General features: G+C 68.1%; 11 protein-coding genes. 3 read left to right on the top strand and 8 right to left on the bottom strand.

The genetic code is table 11. From position 1 onward, the window contains the following. Positions 1-256: 256 nt before the first annotated feature. Positions 257-1,009 (bottom strand): bestrophin-like domain, encoded by a 753-nt coding sequence (locus V6M56_RS15635; RefSeq protein ID WP_332685066.1) that lies wholly within the window; start codon positions 1,007-1,009, stop codon positions 257-259. A gap of 486 nt (positions 1,010-1,495) precedes the next feature. Between V6M56_RS15635 and V6M56_RS15630 the strand changes: the two genes are divergently transcribed. Together V6M56_RS15630 and V6M56_RS15625 are read left to right on the top strand one after the other, a co-directional pair. Then, the gene (locus V6M56_RS15630; RefSeq protein WP_332685065.1) at positions 1,496-2,596 is read left to right on the top strand and encodes a serine hydrolase domain-containing protein; all 1,101 of its coding nucleotides are present in this window, start codon (positions 1,496-1,498) and stop codon (positions 2,594-2,596) included. 279 nt (positions 2,597-2,875) lie between these two features. Next, positions 2,876-3,784 (top strand): DMT family transporter, encoded by a 909-nt coding sequence (locus V6M56_RS15625; protein WP_332685064.1) that lies wholly within the window; start codon positions 2,876-2,878, stop codon positions 3,782-3,784. Here V6M56_RS15625 and gpt read toward each other — a convergent pair whose 3' ends face one another. Further along, entirely contained in the window at positions 3,785-4,294 is a 510-nt protein-coding gene (gene gpt, locus V6M56_RS15620) for a xanthine phosphoribosyltransferase (RefSeq protein ID WP_332685063.1), read from the bottom strand. It abuts the gene before it with no gap. Between the two features lie 166 nt (positions 4,295-4,460). Between gpt and V6M56_RS15615 the strand changes: the two genes are divergently transcribed. Then, the gene (locus V6M56_RS15615; RefSeq protein WP_332685062.1) at positions 4,461-4,952 is read left to right on the top strand and encodes an anthrone oxygenase family protein; all 492 of its coding nucleotides are present in this window, start codon (positions 4,461-4,463) and stop codon (positions 4,950-4,952) included. Positions 4,953-4,956: 4 nt separating this feature from the next. On the opposite strand, the gene V6M56_RS15610 is transcribed toward V6M56_RS15615, so the two are convergent. From V6M56_RS15610 to V6M56_RS15585, 6 genes are all read right to left on the bottom strand, one after another. Beyond that, positions 4,957-6,735 carry a methyl-accepting chemotaxis protein gene (locus V6M56_RS15610; protein ID WP_332685061.1) on the bottom strand — a complete coding sequence of 593 codons (1,779 nt, stop codon included), beginning with the start codon at positions 6,733-6,735 and terminating at the stop codon, positions 4,957-4,959. Between the two features lie 448 nt (positions 6,736-7,183). Next, positions 7,184-7,948 (bottom strand): competence/damage-inducible protein A, encoded by a 765-nt coding sequence (locus V6M56_RS15605; RefSeq protein ID WP_332685060.1) that lies wholly within the window; start codon positions 7,946-7,948, stop codon positions 7,184-7,186. 143 nt (positions 7,949-8,091) lie between these two features. Further along, positions 8,092-8,943: an FkbM family methyltransferase gene (locus V6M56_RS15600; protein ID WP_332685059.1), complete on the bottom strand. Its 852-nt coding sequence runs from the start codon at positions 8,941-8,943 to the stop codon at positions 8,092-8,094. A gap of 47 nt (positions 8,944-8,990) precedes the next feature. Beyond that, entirely contained in the window at positions 8,991-9,707 is a 717-nt protein-coding gene (fhuF, locus tag V6M56_RS15595; protein ID WP_332685058.1) for a siderophore-iron reductase FhuF, read from the bottom strand. 7 nt (positions 9,708-9,714) lie between these two features. Continuing rightward, entirely contained in the window at positions 9,715-10,989 is a 1,275-nt protein-coding gene (locus tag V6M56_RS15590) for an MFS transporter (protein WP_332685057.1), read from the bottom strand. Then, positions 10,986-13,130, bottom strand: coding sequence for a TonB-dependent siderophore receptor (locus V6M56_RS15585; protein WP_442881171.1), 2,145 nt, complete (start codon positions 13,128-13,130; stop codon positions 10,986-10,988). Before V6M56_RS15585 ends, V6M56_RS15590 begins: the two co-directional genes overlap by 4 nt. Positions 13,131-13,389 lie beyond the last annotated feature (259 nt).

The raw sequence follows: 13,389 nt of genomic DNA, 5'->3' as shown, positions 1-13,389 counted from the left end.
GATCGGATGATGCCCATCGGGTGGCGGCCAGTGACGCTGCCTCGACATTTCGACATCGACATTCGGCACGCAGCCGTCGACTGCGACGCCGCCCGACCCCGCGCATCCCCTCGGATGAGCTTTTCAAACGCAAACCCTCGCGGCGGAAGCCGGCGAGAATTCAGCTGCTGGTCGCGTGGAAGCGAGCCGGGGCCGGCATGCGCTCGAACCTCGATGTGAGCGTTCCCCTGTGCCCGGCGCGATCCTGTCCGGCGTGTCAGGGCCGATCGACGCGCTCGAGAGCCAGCCGCAAGGGCGCGTCCGAAACACGGATCAGCCCGAGATAGGGATGATCCATGTCGATGATCAGCACCAGCGCGGCTGTCACGGACAGGGCGCAAACGAACAAGGTCGCCACGACGGTTGCGTTGCCGGGCGCCAGCAGGCCGAACGACGCAAAGAGCAGGGCAAGCCAGAAGACGAGAATGACCAGGAACATTCCAGGGAATCCGCCGGCTTCCGTGTCGGTTCGCAGCCACCGCGCTTCGGCGATCTGCCCGCTGAGCTGAAGCGCCCGCGACTGGAGCCAGCGCTGGGCCTCGGTTTGCGGCGACAGGCTCCGGAGCCCGTCCTGAACCGGTTCGACGTCGAAACCACCGCCCGGCGGTTTCTTGCTGCCGGAGGTATCGTTGACCTCGCTCAACCTCGTCTCGACCAGTTCGCGAAGCGACGCCCGCATCTCCGCGGTCTCTGCTCCATAATGCGCCATGACCCTGTCGAGCAGCAGCACGCGCGCCGCCCAGGTCCTGGTCTCTGCCCCGGCATCGTCGAAGGACCGTTTTGCCGAGGCGATCAAAAGCCCGAGGGCGAGCGCCGAGAGCGTGCCGATGATGGCCGTCGCAAGCTTGATCGCGTCTCTGGACTCGGCGCTCAGATGGTCTCCCGGCAGACGCGAGCGCAGGAACATTCCGAGCAGGGCCGCGCCGAAAATAAAAAGGAACGCGATGCCGCCGATTGCGAAAGGACTCATGGCCAATGCCTGATCGCGCTCCCTGTGGGCTCCGGGCGCCGGCGCGGATCAGCCGATCGGAGCCCATTCTGAGCAAACGGGACGTTACGTCAACGGGGTTCCGGCCGACAGGGAGCAGCGACGTGAAGGGCGCAGCAGCGGCAACCACTGCATGGATAAGGTCCGCTGCGGCGCCCGGACTAGAGTCTGATGCTTTTGCTTGGAACCACGGCGTCATCCTGGACAAGCCGCGAAGCGGCGCAGCTCCGGGATCCATCACAGGGATCGACGGCGCCCCATGATGGATCCCGGGACGAAGCTCCGCTTCGCCCAGGATGACGGCGTGGTTCCAGCTGAAATCATCATGCTCTAGCGGCATGCCGCTCGCGCCCGTTCCAGCCATGCCTGACGACGAACAGGCCCCTGCGCCGGCCAATGGCGACCGGCCCCGATCGCCATGCTAGCCTTCCGCCTCTGCCTGCTTCGCCAGCCTTCGAGGACCTGCCCTTGACCTCCGCCTTCCCCACCCTCGCCCCGGCCGCCGCGGGCCTCTCCCCCACCCGCCTCCAGGCCGCCATCGACTTCGCCATCGCGCACGAATCCCCCTGGCCGCGCAGCATGCTCTATCCCGACGGCTCCTATGTCGGGAATGTCGAGTGGAACGAGAGCGGGCCGTGGACGCAGATCGTCGGACCTGTCGCCGAGCGCGGCGGGCCGGCCGGCATCGTGCTGAAGGGCGGCGCCGTGGTCGCAGAATGGGGTGATACGGAGCGCCCCGACATGACCTTCTCGATCGCCAAGAGCTATCTCTCGGCGCTGGCCGGGCTGGCCGTCGGCGACGGGCTGATCGCCGATCTCGACGAGCCCGTGGGCAAAACGGTCGACGGGCCGCATTTTGCGAGCCCGCATAATGCGAAGATAACCTGGCGCCATCTCCTGCATCAGAACAGTGAATGGCAGGGCGAGATCTTCGAAAAATCCGACCAGGTCGATCATAACCGCCAGATCGGCCCCGGCGCCGACAACAGCCGAAAAGGCCAGCGCCGCGAATTGCGCGAGCCCGGCAGCTTCTACGAATACAATGATGTGCGGGTGAACGCGCTGTCCTACGCCCTGCTGCGGCGCTTCCGCCGGCCGCTGCCCGACGTGCTGCGCGAGCGCATCATGGACCCGATCGGCGCCTCGGATGGCTGGCGCTGGGAGGGCTACGAGAACTCCTTCGTCGAAATCGACGGAAGGCGCATCCAATCGGTGCCCGGCGGCGGGCATTGGGGCGGCGGGCTCTTCATCGGCGCGAAGGACCATGCCCGCTTCGGCCTGCTGATCGCGCGCGAGGGCGCCTGGGAGGGGCGGCAGCTGATCCCGCAGGGCTGGTTCGGGCAGATGCTGACCCCCTCACCGACGCTGGCGAATTACGGCTTCCTCTGGTGGCTGAACCGCGGGCCGGCCGCGAACCCGAAGCTGCCGGCGAGCGCCTTCAGCGCCATGGGCGCCGGCAGCAATGTGATCTGGATCGATCCGGAGCACGATCTCGTCGCCGTCCTCCGCTGGATCGACAAGAGCGCGAGCGAGGGTTTTTGCGAGCGCCTGGTCGCGGCGGTGGCGTAGCCGGACAGGCTCGGGAACCGGGGAACCCCTCTCCTGGAAGGACAGGGGCAGGGGTGAGGTGTTCGGGAGGGAAATCGTGAGCTTGAACCCGGCCGCGCGGTGAGCGCTCGTGGAACTGGCCCGGCGGCCTGCACCTCACCCTGCCCTCTCCTTCCAGGAGAGGGTTCCCCGCGGTTCATCCGCTTATGCGCCCAGCGGGGAGCGGCCTCGCCCGCCCGCCCTTGCCGCCCGCCCGGGCCCCGCGCATAGAGCCGGCTCGCTTCGCCCGAAAGCCGCCGCGTGAACCAAGCCTCCGCCCTCGCCTCCCGCTCCACGATCGGCCTTGCCTGCGGCCTGCTCTGCGCCCTGATCTGGGGCGTGCAGGCCGTGGTCTCGCGCCAGTCCGTCGCCGACGGATTCTCGGCCGGCGACGTCACCATCCTGCGCTTCATCGCGGCTTCGCTGGTGCTGCTGCCCTTTGCGCTGCGGCGCCTGAAGCCCTTCCCGGTCGGGAGGCTCGGCTGGAAACGAGCGCTGGTCCTGACCGCGCTGGTCGGCCCGACCTACAGCCTGATCCTGGTCGGCGGCGCCCATTTCGCCCCGGCGCTGCATTCCTCTGTGATCTCGCCGGGGTTGATCCCGGTCTGCACCGCCCTGCTCGCCTTCCTCGTGCTCGGCGAGCGCGCCGGCAGGGCCAGGCTCGCCGGCCTCGGCCTGCTCGTGCTCGGCATCGCGGTCTTTTCCTATGAGGCGCTGGCCAACACGCCGACGCGCGAAGGCGCCTGGATCGGCGATCTGCTCTTCGTGCTGATCGCGGTGATCTGGTCGGTGTTCGGCGTGCTCTGCCGGCGCTGGGGGGCGGACGCGGTCGAGGTCACCATGGCGACCTGCCTGCTCGCCCTGCCCTTCCTGCCGCTGCTCGCCCTGGTCCAGCCGATCAACCTGGCGCAGTTGCCGCTTCCGGCGATCGCGCTGCAGGCGTTCTATCAGGGCGTGCTGGTCGGCGCCCTGGCGCTGTTCCTCTACACCCAGTCCGTCGCCACCCTGGGCGCCGCCCGCGCCGCGCTGTTCCTGCCGCTGGTGCCGGTCGTCACCGCGGTCGCCAGCGCCGTCCTGATCGGCGAGCACGCCTCGCTGCAGGAGATCGCCGGGATGGGCCTTGCCGTCACCGGCATGGTCGTGGCGCTCAGGGCGCCGAGCGCCGCCTGATCAGCCCTTATGGTCCTTGGCGATCGGCTCGACATAGGCGAGCCCCATATCCCAGGGGAAGTAGATCCAGGTGTCCTGGCTGACCTCGGTGACGAAGGTGTCGATGGTCGGCACGCCCGCCGGCTTGGCGTAGACCGCGGCGAAATGCGCGTTCGGCAGCATCTCGCGCACGATGCGGGCGGTCTTGCCGGTGTCGGTCAGGTCGTCGACCACCAGCACGCCCTTGCCCTTGCCGTCGCCGATGGCGCGGATCGAGGGCGCGACCTCCTTCATCACCTTGAGCTCCGACTGGTTCTTGTAGTCGTGATAGCTCGCGACGCAGACCGTCTCGATCAGCCGCAGGCCGAGCTCGCGGCAGATGATCGCCGCCGGCACCAGCCCGCCGCGCGTGATGCAGACCATCGCCTCGAACGGGCCGGCATCGGCCAGGCGCCAGGCGAGCGCCCGGGCATCGCGGTGGAACTGGTCCCAGGAAACGGGGAAGGCCTTGTTGGCGGTCGGTTCGGCCATGGCGGGCGGTCCTGCGGAAAAGCGGTGGGCTGGCCGTTCCGCAAAGCGCATCCGGGCCGCGCTGGCAAGAGGGTGGATCGCGCTATCCCCGGCGCAGGCCCGCGCAGGGAACGATCGCCCCTGCCCGCCGTTGCTGGAACGACCGGGCAGCAACGGAGCCGACGCCATGCTCTTCGCCGTTCAGATTCTCGCGATCCTGCTGGCGGCCGTCTCGATGACGACCGCTCTCGGCCATGCGCTCGAAATGCCGGGCAAGCTGCGCCTGGCGAGGGAGCACTATCTCGCGATCCAGCCGATCTACTATCCCGGCTTCACCATCGGCGGCGGCATCGGCGAGATCGGCTCGATCGTCGCCAGCGCGGCGCTGGCGCTGATGCTGCCGGCGGGCAGCACCGCGGGCCGGCTCGCCTTGGCCGCCTGCGCGAGCGCAGTTGCCGTGCACGCGCTCTACTGGCTGCTGGTCCATCCGGTGAACCGGTTCTGGCTGAAGGAAAGCCGGATCGACACCGCGAGCGAGGGCTTTTTCGCACTCGGCGCCGACGAGGATGCCGGCGCCGACTGGACGACGCTGCGCGATCGCTGGGAACGCGGCCATGCCGTCCGCGCCGTCTTCGCAACCCTCACCGTGGCGCTGCTCGCCGCTTCGGCCGCGAGCTGATCGCTTAGAACTCGGACCAGCCGTCCGCGCCCCCATTCGCGACGCGCCTCGCCGGACGGGCCGGCGCCCTCGCTGCCGGGGCGGCCGCGGGCTTCGCCGGCGGCAGCATGGCGCGCAGATTCGCCGCCATCTCCCCGGCCGAGTCGGAAGCGTCGCCGGCGCCGAGCCGGAAGGCGCCGACCAGCGCCGCCAGCGTCTGCGTCTCGCCCTGCAGCTCGCGCGAGAGCTTCGAGCTGGCATCCGCCATCAGCGAGTTCTGCTGGGTCATCTCGTCCATATGGGCGACGGTCCTGGCCATCTCGTCGACGCCATTGGCCTGCTCCACCGCGGCGCTCGAGATATCGGCGATGGTGCTCGCCACCCGGCTGGCGGCGCTGACGATCTCCTCGAGCGTCTTGCCCGCCTCCTTGACCAGTTGCACGCCGGAGCGCACCTGCTCGCTGGAATTGCCGATCAGCTCCTTGATGCCGTTGGCCGATTCGCTCGAGCGCTTGGCCAGCGCCCTGACTTCCGAGGCGACGACGGCGAAGCCCCGGCCGGCATCGCCGGCACGGGCCGCCTCGACCGCGGCGTTGAGAGCCAGCAGATTGGTCTGGAACGAGATCTCGTCGATCATCGAGATGATGTCGGCGATCGAGGCCGAGGCCTGCTCGATGCGCCCCATCGCCGAGACCGCGTCGGCGACGATGGCGCCGCCGCGCGAGGCCACCGTCTTGGCCTCGTCGCCGAGCGTCGCCGCCTGGCGCGAATTGCCGGCGCTGGTCTTGATCGAGGCGGCGAGCTCCTCGGTCGTCGCCGCCGTCTGCTGCAGGCTCGAGGCCTGCGCCTCGGTGCGTTCGGCGAGGTTGACGCTGTCGCTCGCGATCCGGTCGGCGGCGGCGCCGACCTTGCCGGAAATCCCGCCGACCGCGCCGATCACCTCGGCCATGTTGTCGATCAGCTCGTTGATGCCGGCGCAGAGATCGGCGACCTCGCCCTCCTTGCCGGCCATCGGGATGCGCTGGGTCAGGTCGCGGCTCTTGGCCCGGCCGATCACCCCCTGCGCTTCCGCGACCGCCTGGGCGAGTTGGCGCGCCGCCTTCTGCTCGCTGATGTCGATGGCGTATTTCACCACCTTCATCGGCCGGCCCTTGGCGTCCATGATCGGGTTGTAGCTCGCCTGGATCCAGATTTCCTTGCCGCCCTTGCCGACGCGGAGATACTGGCCGGAATCGTATTCGCCGCGGCCGAGCTTCTGCCAGAAGGAGCGGTATTCGGGCGAGTTGCGATAGCCCGGCTCGCAGAACATGCCGTGATGCTGGCCCTTGATCTCGGCCAGCGTGTAGCCGGTGACGGCGAGGAAGTTCTCGTTGGCGTCGAGGATGATCCCGTCGAGCGAGAACTCGATCACCGCCATCGCCTTGCGGATCGCCGCGACCTGCCCGGCCATGTCGGCTTCGTGGTTCTTCTGCGCCGTGACCACGGTCGCGAACTTGATCACCTTCACCGGCTTGCCGCCGGCGCCGAGGACCGGGTTGTAGCTCGCCTCGATCCAGAACTCGCTGCCATCGGCGGCGACCCGCAGGAACTGGCGGGCGTCGTATTCGCCCCGCCCCAGCCGCGCCCAGAACTCCCGGTATTCGGCGCTCGCCGCTTCTTCCTTCGTCACGAACAGGCTGTGATGGCGCCCGCGCACCTGCTCCAGCGTATAGCCGACCGCCTTCAGGAAGTTCTCGTTCGCGTCGAGAATGGTTCCGTCGAGCTTGAATGTGATCACCGCCATCGAGCGGCTGAGCGCCGCCATCTCACCTTCGAGCTCGCGACGCGAAGCGCCACCCGTAAACGGATTCAGCCGCATGCCCATCCCCCTTGCATTCCGTGCCGCGGACGTCGTCAGCAGAGACCAGCATGGATTAAGATGGTTTACAGACAGCTAAGAGAGCCAATAATCACTAGCAAAAATGCAAATTTTTCTTATGATTATTAAATTCAGAAAGTAGATAAATCAAGAATACATCTTCATAGCGAATCCACCTTACCAAAGGCAATAAAATCCCGTCAACGATCTTACATGGTCTTCATCAAGACGATGAGGGCCCAGGAAAAATTCAAGACTGGAGTCATTTCAAATAACTTCGGCGGCGCGTCGCAAAGACACCCCAGAACGGCCCGCAGGCTCGACGGCGCCGTCGGCTCATCTGCGACCGCAGATTGCGCAGATGTTTTCCGGTCGCCGGCAGGTGCGGCCCTGCTCAGCCCTGAAGCCGGGCCCGCTCCGCCTCGAGCATCGCCTCGACCGCGGCGACGGCGGCCATCAGCTTCTCCGGCTCGCGCGAGCGCACGACGACGTTGGTATCGGGGCCGGTCTCCGACCAGAACGGATAGGAGCCGATGGCACAGCCGGGATGCGCCTTGGCGACCGCGGCGAGCGGCGTGCCGATATCGCCCTCGCGCAGGCCGGCGCGTACCGTTTCGGAAAGGATCTTGACGCCGGTCTTCAGGGTCGGCGCCACGACGTCGAGCATGGCCTGCATGATCGCCGGGACGCCGGCCATGACATGGACGTTGCCGATCCGGAAGCCCGGCGCCTTGGAGACCGAATTGGCGATCAGCTCGGCCCCGGCGGGAATGCGCGTCATCCGCATGCGGGCCTCGTTGAGCTGGTCGGCCGGAAAGCGCTCGGCCAGCATGGCGACGGCACGCGGATCGTAATCGATCGCGACGCCGAAGGCGCAGGCGACCGCATCCGCGGTGATGTCGTCATGGGTCGGGCCGATGCCGCCGGTGGTGAAGACATAGGTGTAGCGGGAGCGGATCGCATTCAGCGCCGAGACGATCTCGTCCGTCAGGTCCGGCACGATCCGGACCTCGCGCAGCTCGATGCCGATATTGGTGAGGAACTCGGCGATGTAGCCGATATTCCTGTCCTTGGTCCGCCCCGACAGGATCTCGTCGCCGATCACCAGGATCGCGGCGGTCACCGGCGGCTCGAAGGCCTTGTTCGACGGCGCGGTCATGGGCAGGTTCCTGGGTTGTCGAGGTGACGGGCGCCGCGGACTCGAGCCGGATGACTTCAACCGGCTCTGGCGCGAGCTAAGCGCCTCGCGGCCGGCCGCTCAAGCGCCGCCCACGGCGGAGCCGTCATGCGTGGCAGGGCGGATCAGGAAGCCTTGCGCTCATAGACGAGGTTGAGCCGGGTCTGGGCCAGCAGGCGATAGCCCCTGGCCTCCAGCAGGGCCGGCAGATCGACCTGCCAGCGCGACCGCGAATCCTCGATGATGACGAAGCCGGGCCAGAGGGCTTCGGGCGCGTCGCGCAGGAAGGGCTCCAGGATCAGGTCCTCGGCGCCCTCGACATCGAGCTTGATCGCGTCGAGCCGCTCATAGCCCTCGCTCTGCATCAGCGCGAGCAGGGTGGTCGCCGGCACGCGCACCGAGGTCGAGTTGCTGGAGCGCAGCAGGCGCACGCTCGACTCGCCCCGGTTGGCGGGGTCGAGGAAGAGCGTCAGCTCGCCCGGCTTGTCGGCCAGCGCGCAGGCGATGGCCTTGATCGTGCCGAACGGATTGCGGGCGATGTTGTAGGTCAGCCGGGCGAAGACCTCCGGCTGCGGCTCGACGGCGAGGATGCGCGCCCGCCGTCCGGCCCTGGCGGCGACGAACAGCGAATAGGCTCCGATATTGGCGCCGATATCGATGAAGCAGAAGCCTTCGCCGATCCGGCCTGCGAGCAGTTCGCGCTCGCGGGCATCGAAATACTGCGGCGTGAACAGCACGCGCTTCTCGCAGACATTGCCGTCCGGGTAGAGCCGCATCTGGGCGCCGAGCGCCTCGATATCGACCGGGCGCCCCTTCAGCGCCTTGAGCCCGAGCCGGCGCAGCGCGAAGGCGAACTTGCGCCCGAGGAAGGAGCCGGACGCGCGGCGCGTCCGGCCGATGATCCGGGCCACGAGCCCTTGCGGCGCGAAGGTCCCGTAGGGCTGTTCCTCGCCCATCTGCATGTCGTTCAGTGCCATTGGCCGGCTGATACACCCCGAGCGCGCCTTACGCCAGCCGGTTGATCTCAGCCGCGCGCTTCCGGCAAGGGGCAAAGGCTGCCGCAGCAGGCGACGCCCGGCAGCAGATAGCGCAGGCAGCAGACCTTCCGCTGTCGCGTCGGCTCGCCGTCGCACAGCGGATAGCGGACCGCGCCGAACATCGGATTGCGCCGCCCGTCGGGGCCGGACTGGCTCTGCAGCAGCGCGAAGCCCTCGCCGAGCGCCTCCGGCTGGGCCGTGCCGGCAGCGGCGAACTCTTGCAGCGTCCACTCGAAGATCGCCGTCGCATTGCTCCAGAGCAGCCGCGGCGAGACCTCGAAATGGCTGGCGAAATGCGCGATCAGCGGCGCGACATGCCCGTCGAAGAGGCGCGAGAAGCGGGCCGCCCGGGGCGCACGCTTCTCGCCTTCGTCGGCGAGGACGAGCGCCGCGGTGCGGCCTTCCTCATGCGGCGCGACGCCGATCCGGTCGAGCCCGACCGGCAGATCGCGATCGAGCACCACGATCGCCGCCGTGGCCGGGATGATCAGCATGCCGAAATGCCATTGCGTCCACATCGAGACCAGTGCCCGGCGATCGCCGCCGGGATGGCTTTTCGAAAAACGCGTCATCAGCCGCTCGGTGACGGCTCCGTCGAGCAGATCCGTGCCGGGGATGGTGCCGGCATGCGCGCCGGGCAGCGCGAGCTTGTCGCGATACCAGGCGAGAGCCTCGGGGAGGCACTGGGCCAGCACCGGCAGCATCGGCGGCCTAGACTCCGGCGGCCATGGCGGGCTGCCCGCTTTGGCCGCGCCGGAAGCTGGCGGCGCGGCGCGCCAGGATCGCGACCACCGGCGCCGCCAGCAGCGCAGCGGCGGCGGCGAGCGCAAAGCAGGCGCCATAGCCGAGATGCTGGGCGATCCAGCCGGCGCCGATGCCGCCCGCCATGCTGACCAGCCCGTCCATGCACTGCAGCAGCGTGAAATCGACGCCGGCCTGGCGCGGGTCCGACAAGGCCATGAAACGGGCGTAGAGCGCGACGAAGCCCAGCGCCATCACGCCGGACGAGCTGGTCAAGGCCAGCATCAGCAGCACCGGCTGCGGCAGGCCGCGCCAGGCCGCGAAGGCAATGCCGGCGAGCGAGGCTGCCTGCAGGACGAGCGCCAGCACCATGACGGTTCGCGCGCCCCAGAGGCGCACCAGCGCCCCGCCGAGAAGCGCGCAGGCGAAGCCGACCGCCAGCCCGCCGAGGCCATTGACGATACCCAGCGAGACGAGATCGAGCCCGGAATCGACCAGGAACGGCCCGAGCATCGCAACGCCCCATTTCTGCGCCGTGACGAAGACGGCGGCCAGAACCAGGCCGGCCCGCATCTCGCTGCGCGCCAGCGCCTCGCGCAGCGAAGGCTGGTGCGTGCGCAGACCCGGCGAGGGCGGCGCCGGCGACAGGAGGAAGGGCAAGGCGAGGCCGATCAGCAGCGCCGCCATGGCCAGCGTCGCCCATGCCCAGCCGGAGCGGGCGACGAGGACAAGGAACAGGCCGGAGCCGAGCGCCGAGCCGAGATAGGCGCCGCCGACCTGCGCCGCATTGCCCCAGCCGTGATGACGCTCCGACAGGGTCTCGACCGCGTGGCCGTCGCAGGCGATGTCGCCGGTCGCGGCGGCGAAGGCGATCAGGACGAAGACGGCGATGAGCGGGACGAGGCTGGTCGGGCCGATCAGGGCGGCAAGAGCGAGCCCGAGCGCCGAGAGCGCGGCCGTGGCGACGACGATCCGGCGCGAGCGGCTCGCCCCGACGGGCGGCAGCCGGTAGCGCTCGATAGCCGGGGCCCAGAGGAATTTCAGCGCCCAGGGCAGGACGGCGAGATAGGTCAGGCCGATCTGGTCGAGCGGCAGGCCGCGCTCGCGCAGCACGCTCGGCAGGGCGATGAAGGTCAGCCCGCCGATGATGCTCTGGCCGACATAGAGCCCGCCGATGGCGAGCACGATGCCGGCGGGCGAAGCCAGGCCGCGCCCGGCCGGGGCCACTGGCCCGGCGGCGCTCACCAGCGGTAACGCAGGCTGGCGACGACCTTGCGACCCTCGTCGAAATAGCAGTAGCCGGCAGTGCAGGTCTGGCTGACCTCGTCGAGCAGATTGGTGGCGTTGACCTGCAGCCGCATGCCCTTGAGCTGCGGGTTGAGGTTTTCCAGATCGTAGCGGATCGAGGCGTCGACGAAGGTGCGGGCCTTGTTGTCGATCACCGGCCGATTGAGGTTGTCGCCGAGGCTGGAGCCGACATAGCGCACGCCGCCGCCGAAGCCGAGGCCCTTCGCCGCGCCCTGCTGGACCGTGTAGTCGAGCCAGAGCGAGGCCATGTGATAGGGCACGCTGGTCAGGCGGTTGCCGACCGTCTCGGGCGTCAGCTTCTTGATGCGCGCATCGTTGTAGGAATAGGACGCCTGCAGGCTGAGCCCGTTCGCCAGCGAGGCGACGCCCTCGATCTCGAAGCCGCTCGAGCGCAGATCGAGCTGGACCTGCCGGTTGAGGCCCTCGACCACCTCGTAGACCACGCCATTGTCCTGGCGGATGTTGAACACTGCCGCCCGCAGCGAGGCGTTCTGGCCCGGCAGGTCGTATTTCACGCCGAGTTCCGCCTGTTCGCCGCTCGTCGGCTGGGCGATGCCGCCATTCAGCACCGTGCCGGGATTGGGCACGAAGGAGGTGCCGTAGCTGACATAGGGCGCGAGGCCGAAATCGGTGACGTAGGACAGCGCGGCGCGGCCGGTGAACTTGCCGTCGCTGCGCTTGCTCTCGGCCGGCACCGCGCCGGCCGCGCCCGCCTCGAACGTGCTGTCGACCCAGTCATGACGAAGGCCGGCGGTGAGGCGCCAGTTCTGCCATCTGACCTGGTCCTGCAGGTAAACGCCGGTCGTCGTCAGCGTCTGCTCGGTCCGCCACAGGAACGCCGGGTTGTAGCCGAGCGGCACGCCACCGAAGGCTTCCTTGCTCTTGTAGTGGAGTTGGCTGAAATCGACGCCGGCCAGCACGGTATGGTCGACCGGCCCGGTCCGGAACTTCGCCTCGAGCGAGGTGTCGGCCGAAAAGCCTTCGGTGTTCTCGCGGGTCAGCCCCGGCTCGCCATAGACATATTGCTGGTTGTTGCCGAGCTTCGAGAAGCGGGCCCGCTGGCGCAGCGTGAAGACCTCGTCGAACTTGTGCTCGAACTCGTAGCCGATGCGCGCCTGCTGCTGGCGGAAGTCGTTGTAGCGCTTGTCGCCGACATAGGCCCTGGTCGCGCCCATGGTCTTGAAGAGCACATTGCCCTGGCGGTCGATGTAAGGCCCGTATCGGTTGAGATAGGCCGCCGTGCCGCCCGTGGTCGAATCCATGTATTCGCCCAGCACGGTGAGCTTCGTCGCCTCGTTCGGCTTCCAGGTCAGCGCCGGCGCGATGAAGACGCGGCCGTCCCTGATCGCGCTGATATCGGTCTTCGCGTCGCGGACGAGACCGGTCAGCCGGTAGAGCAGCGTAGCTTCCGGGTTGGCCGGGCCGGACAGGTCGAAGGCGAACTGCTTGCGGCCGAAGGAGCCGCCCTGGATTTCGATCTCGCGGAACGGGGTCTCGGTCGGCCGCTTCGAGATCAGGTCGACGATGCCGGCGCTGGTGCTGGCGCCGTAGATCGCCGAGGCCGGACCGCGCAGGATCGAGATCGCCTCCAGCCCATAAGGCTCGAGCCGCATCAGCCCGTTCGGGCTGCCGATCTGGCGCAGGCCGTCGCGGAACACGGCATTGTGCGTCACGTCGATGCCGCGGATGGTGAAGGCGTCGTAGCGCGGATCGAAGCCATAGGTGCCGACGCGGGCGCCGGGCGTGTAGGCCAGCGCCTCGAGCAGGGTCTGCGGCTTGCGCTGTTCGAGCTGCGTCTGCGTCACCGTCGAGATCGACAGCGGCGTCTCGAGCAGCGGCGTATCGGTCTTGGTGGCGCTTCGCCCGGAGGTCGCGACAAAGCCGTCCGCCGTGAAGACGCCCGGCACGCCGCCGCCCTGCCCCTCCACCACGATCGTCTCGAGCTGGATTTGCCTGCCGCTCTCGGCTTGCGCAAAGGCCACAGCCGGGGCGAGAAGAAAAGCAGACGAACCCAACAGGGCAAGGCGAATATTCACAGCGCGCAACCTTCGAAAGAAAGCGATGGCGCGGCCTAACAATGTAGCCAGAACGAAGTCAATACTTTTAGATTTTAATTGTTATAGATAAAATTCAGGCTATTATTTCTAATCTCGCAATGATTATCGAGATTATTCTAGGGTGAAACACGCGGTAATTATGTCGCCGGTGCAGATTCCGGTGCCCCTGATGGCCTGCTTCAGCGAAGGGCAAGGGCCGAAACCGGCCCGGGCCGGCGCTCCATCGCAGCGCCTCCGCCTTGCGCGGCGGCCCAAACCCAATAGATAAGGGGAGCAAGGA

Source organism: Allobosea sp. (assembly GCF_036675845.1).
Classification (GTDB): domain Bacteria; phylum Pseudomonadota; class Alphaproteobacteria; order Rhizobiales; family Beijerinckiaceae; genus Allobosea.
The sequence above is the reverse complement of the archived record's forward strand: the minus strand, read 5'-3'. Positions and strand labels throughout refer to the sequence as shown.

Bases quoted from the DNA above. Each gene is read 5' to 3' on its own strand.
- V6M56_RS15635 (WP_332685066.1), bottom strand. From the start codon at position 1,009: ATGAGTCCTTTCGCAATCGGCGGCATCGCGTTCCTTTTTATTTTCGGC.
- gpt (WP_332685063.1), bottom strand. From the start codon at position 4,294: ATGGCCGAACCGACCGCCAACAAGGCCTTCCCCGTTTCCTGGGACCAG.
- V6M56_RS15615 (WP_332685062.1), top strand. From the start codon at position 4,461: ATGCTCTTCGCCGTTCAGATTCTCGCGATCCTGCTGGCGGCCGTCTCG.
- V6M56_RS15610 (WP_332685061.1), bottom strand. From the start codon at position 6,735: ATGGCGGCGCTCAGCCGCTCGATGGCGGTGATCACATTCAAGCTCGAC.
- V6M56_RS15605 (WP_332685060.1), bottom strand. From the start codon at position 7,948: ATGACCGCGCCGTCGAACAAGGCCTTCGAGCCGCCGGTGACCGCCGCG.
- V6M56_RS15600 (WP_332685059.1), bottom strand. From the start codon at position 8,943: ATGGCACTGAACGACATGCAGATGGGCGAGGAACAGCCCTACGGGACC.
- fhuF (WP_332685058.1), bottom strand. From the start codon at position 9,707: ATGCTGCCGGTGCTGGCCCAGTGCCTCCCCGAGGCTCTCGCCTGGTAT.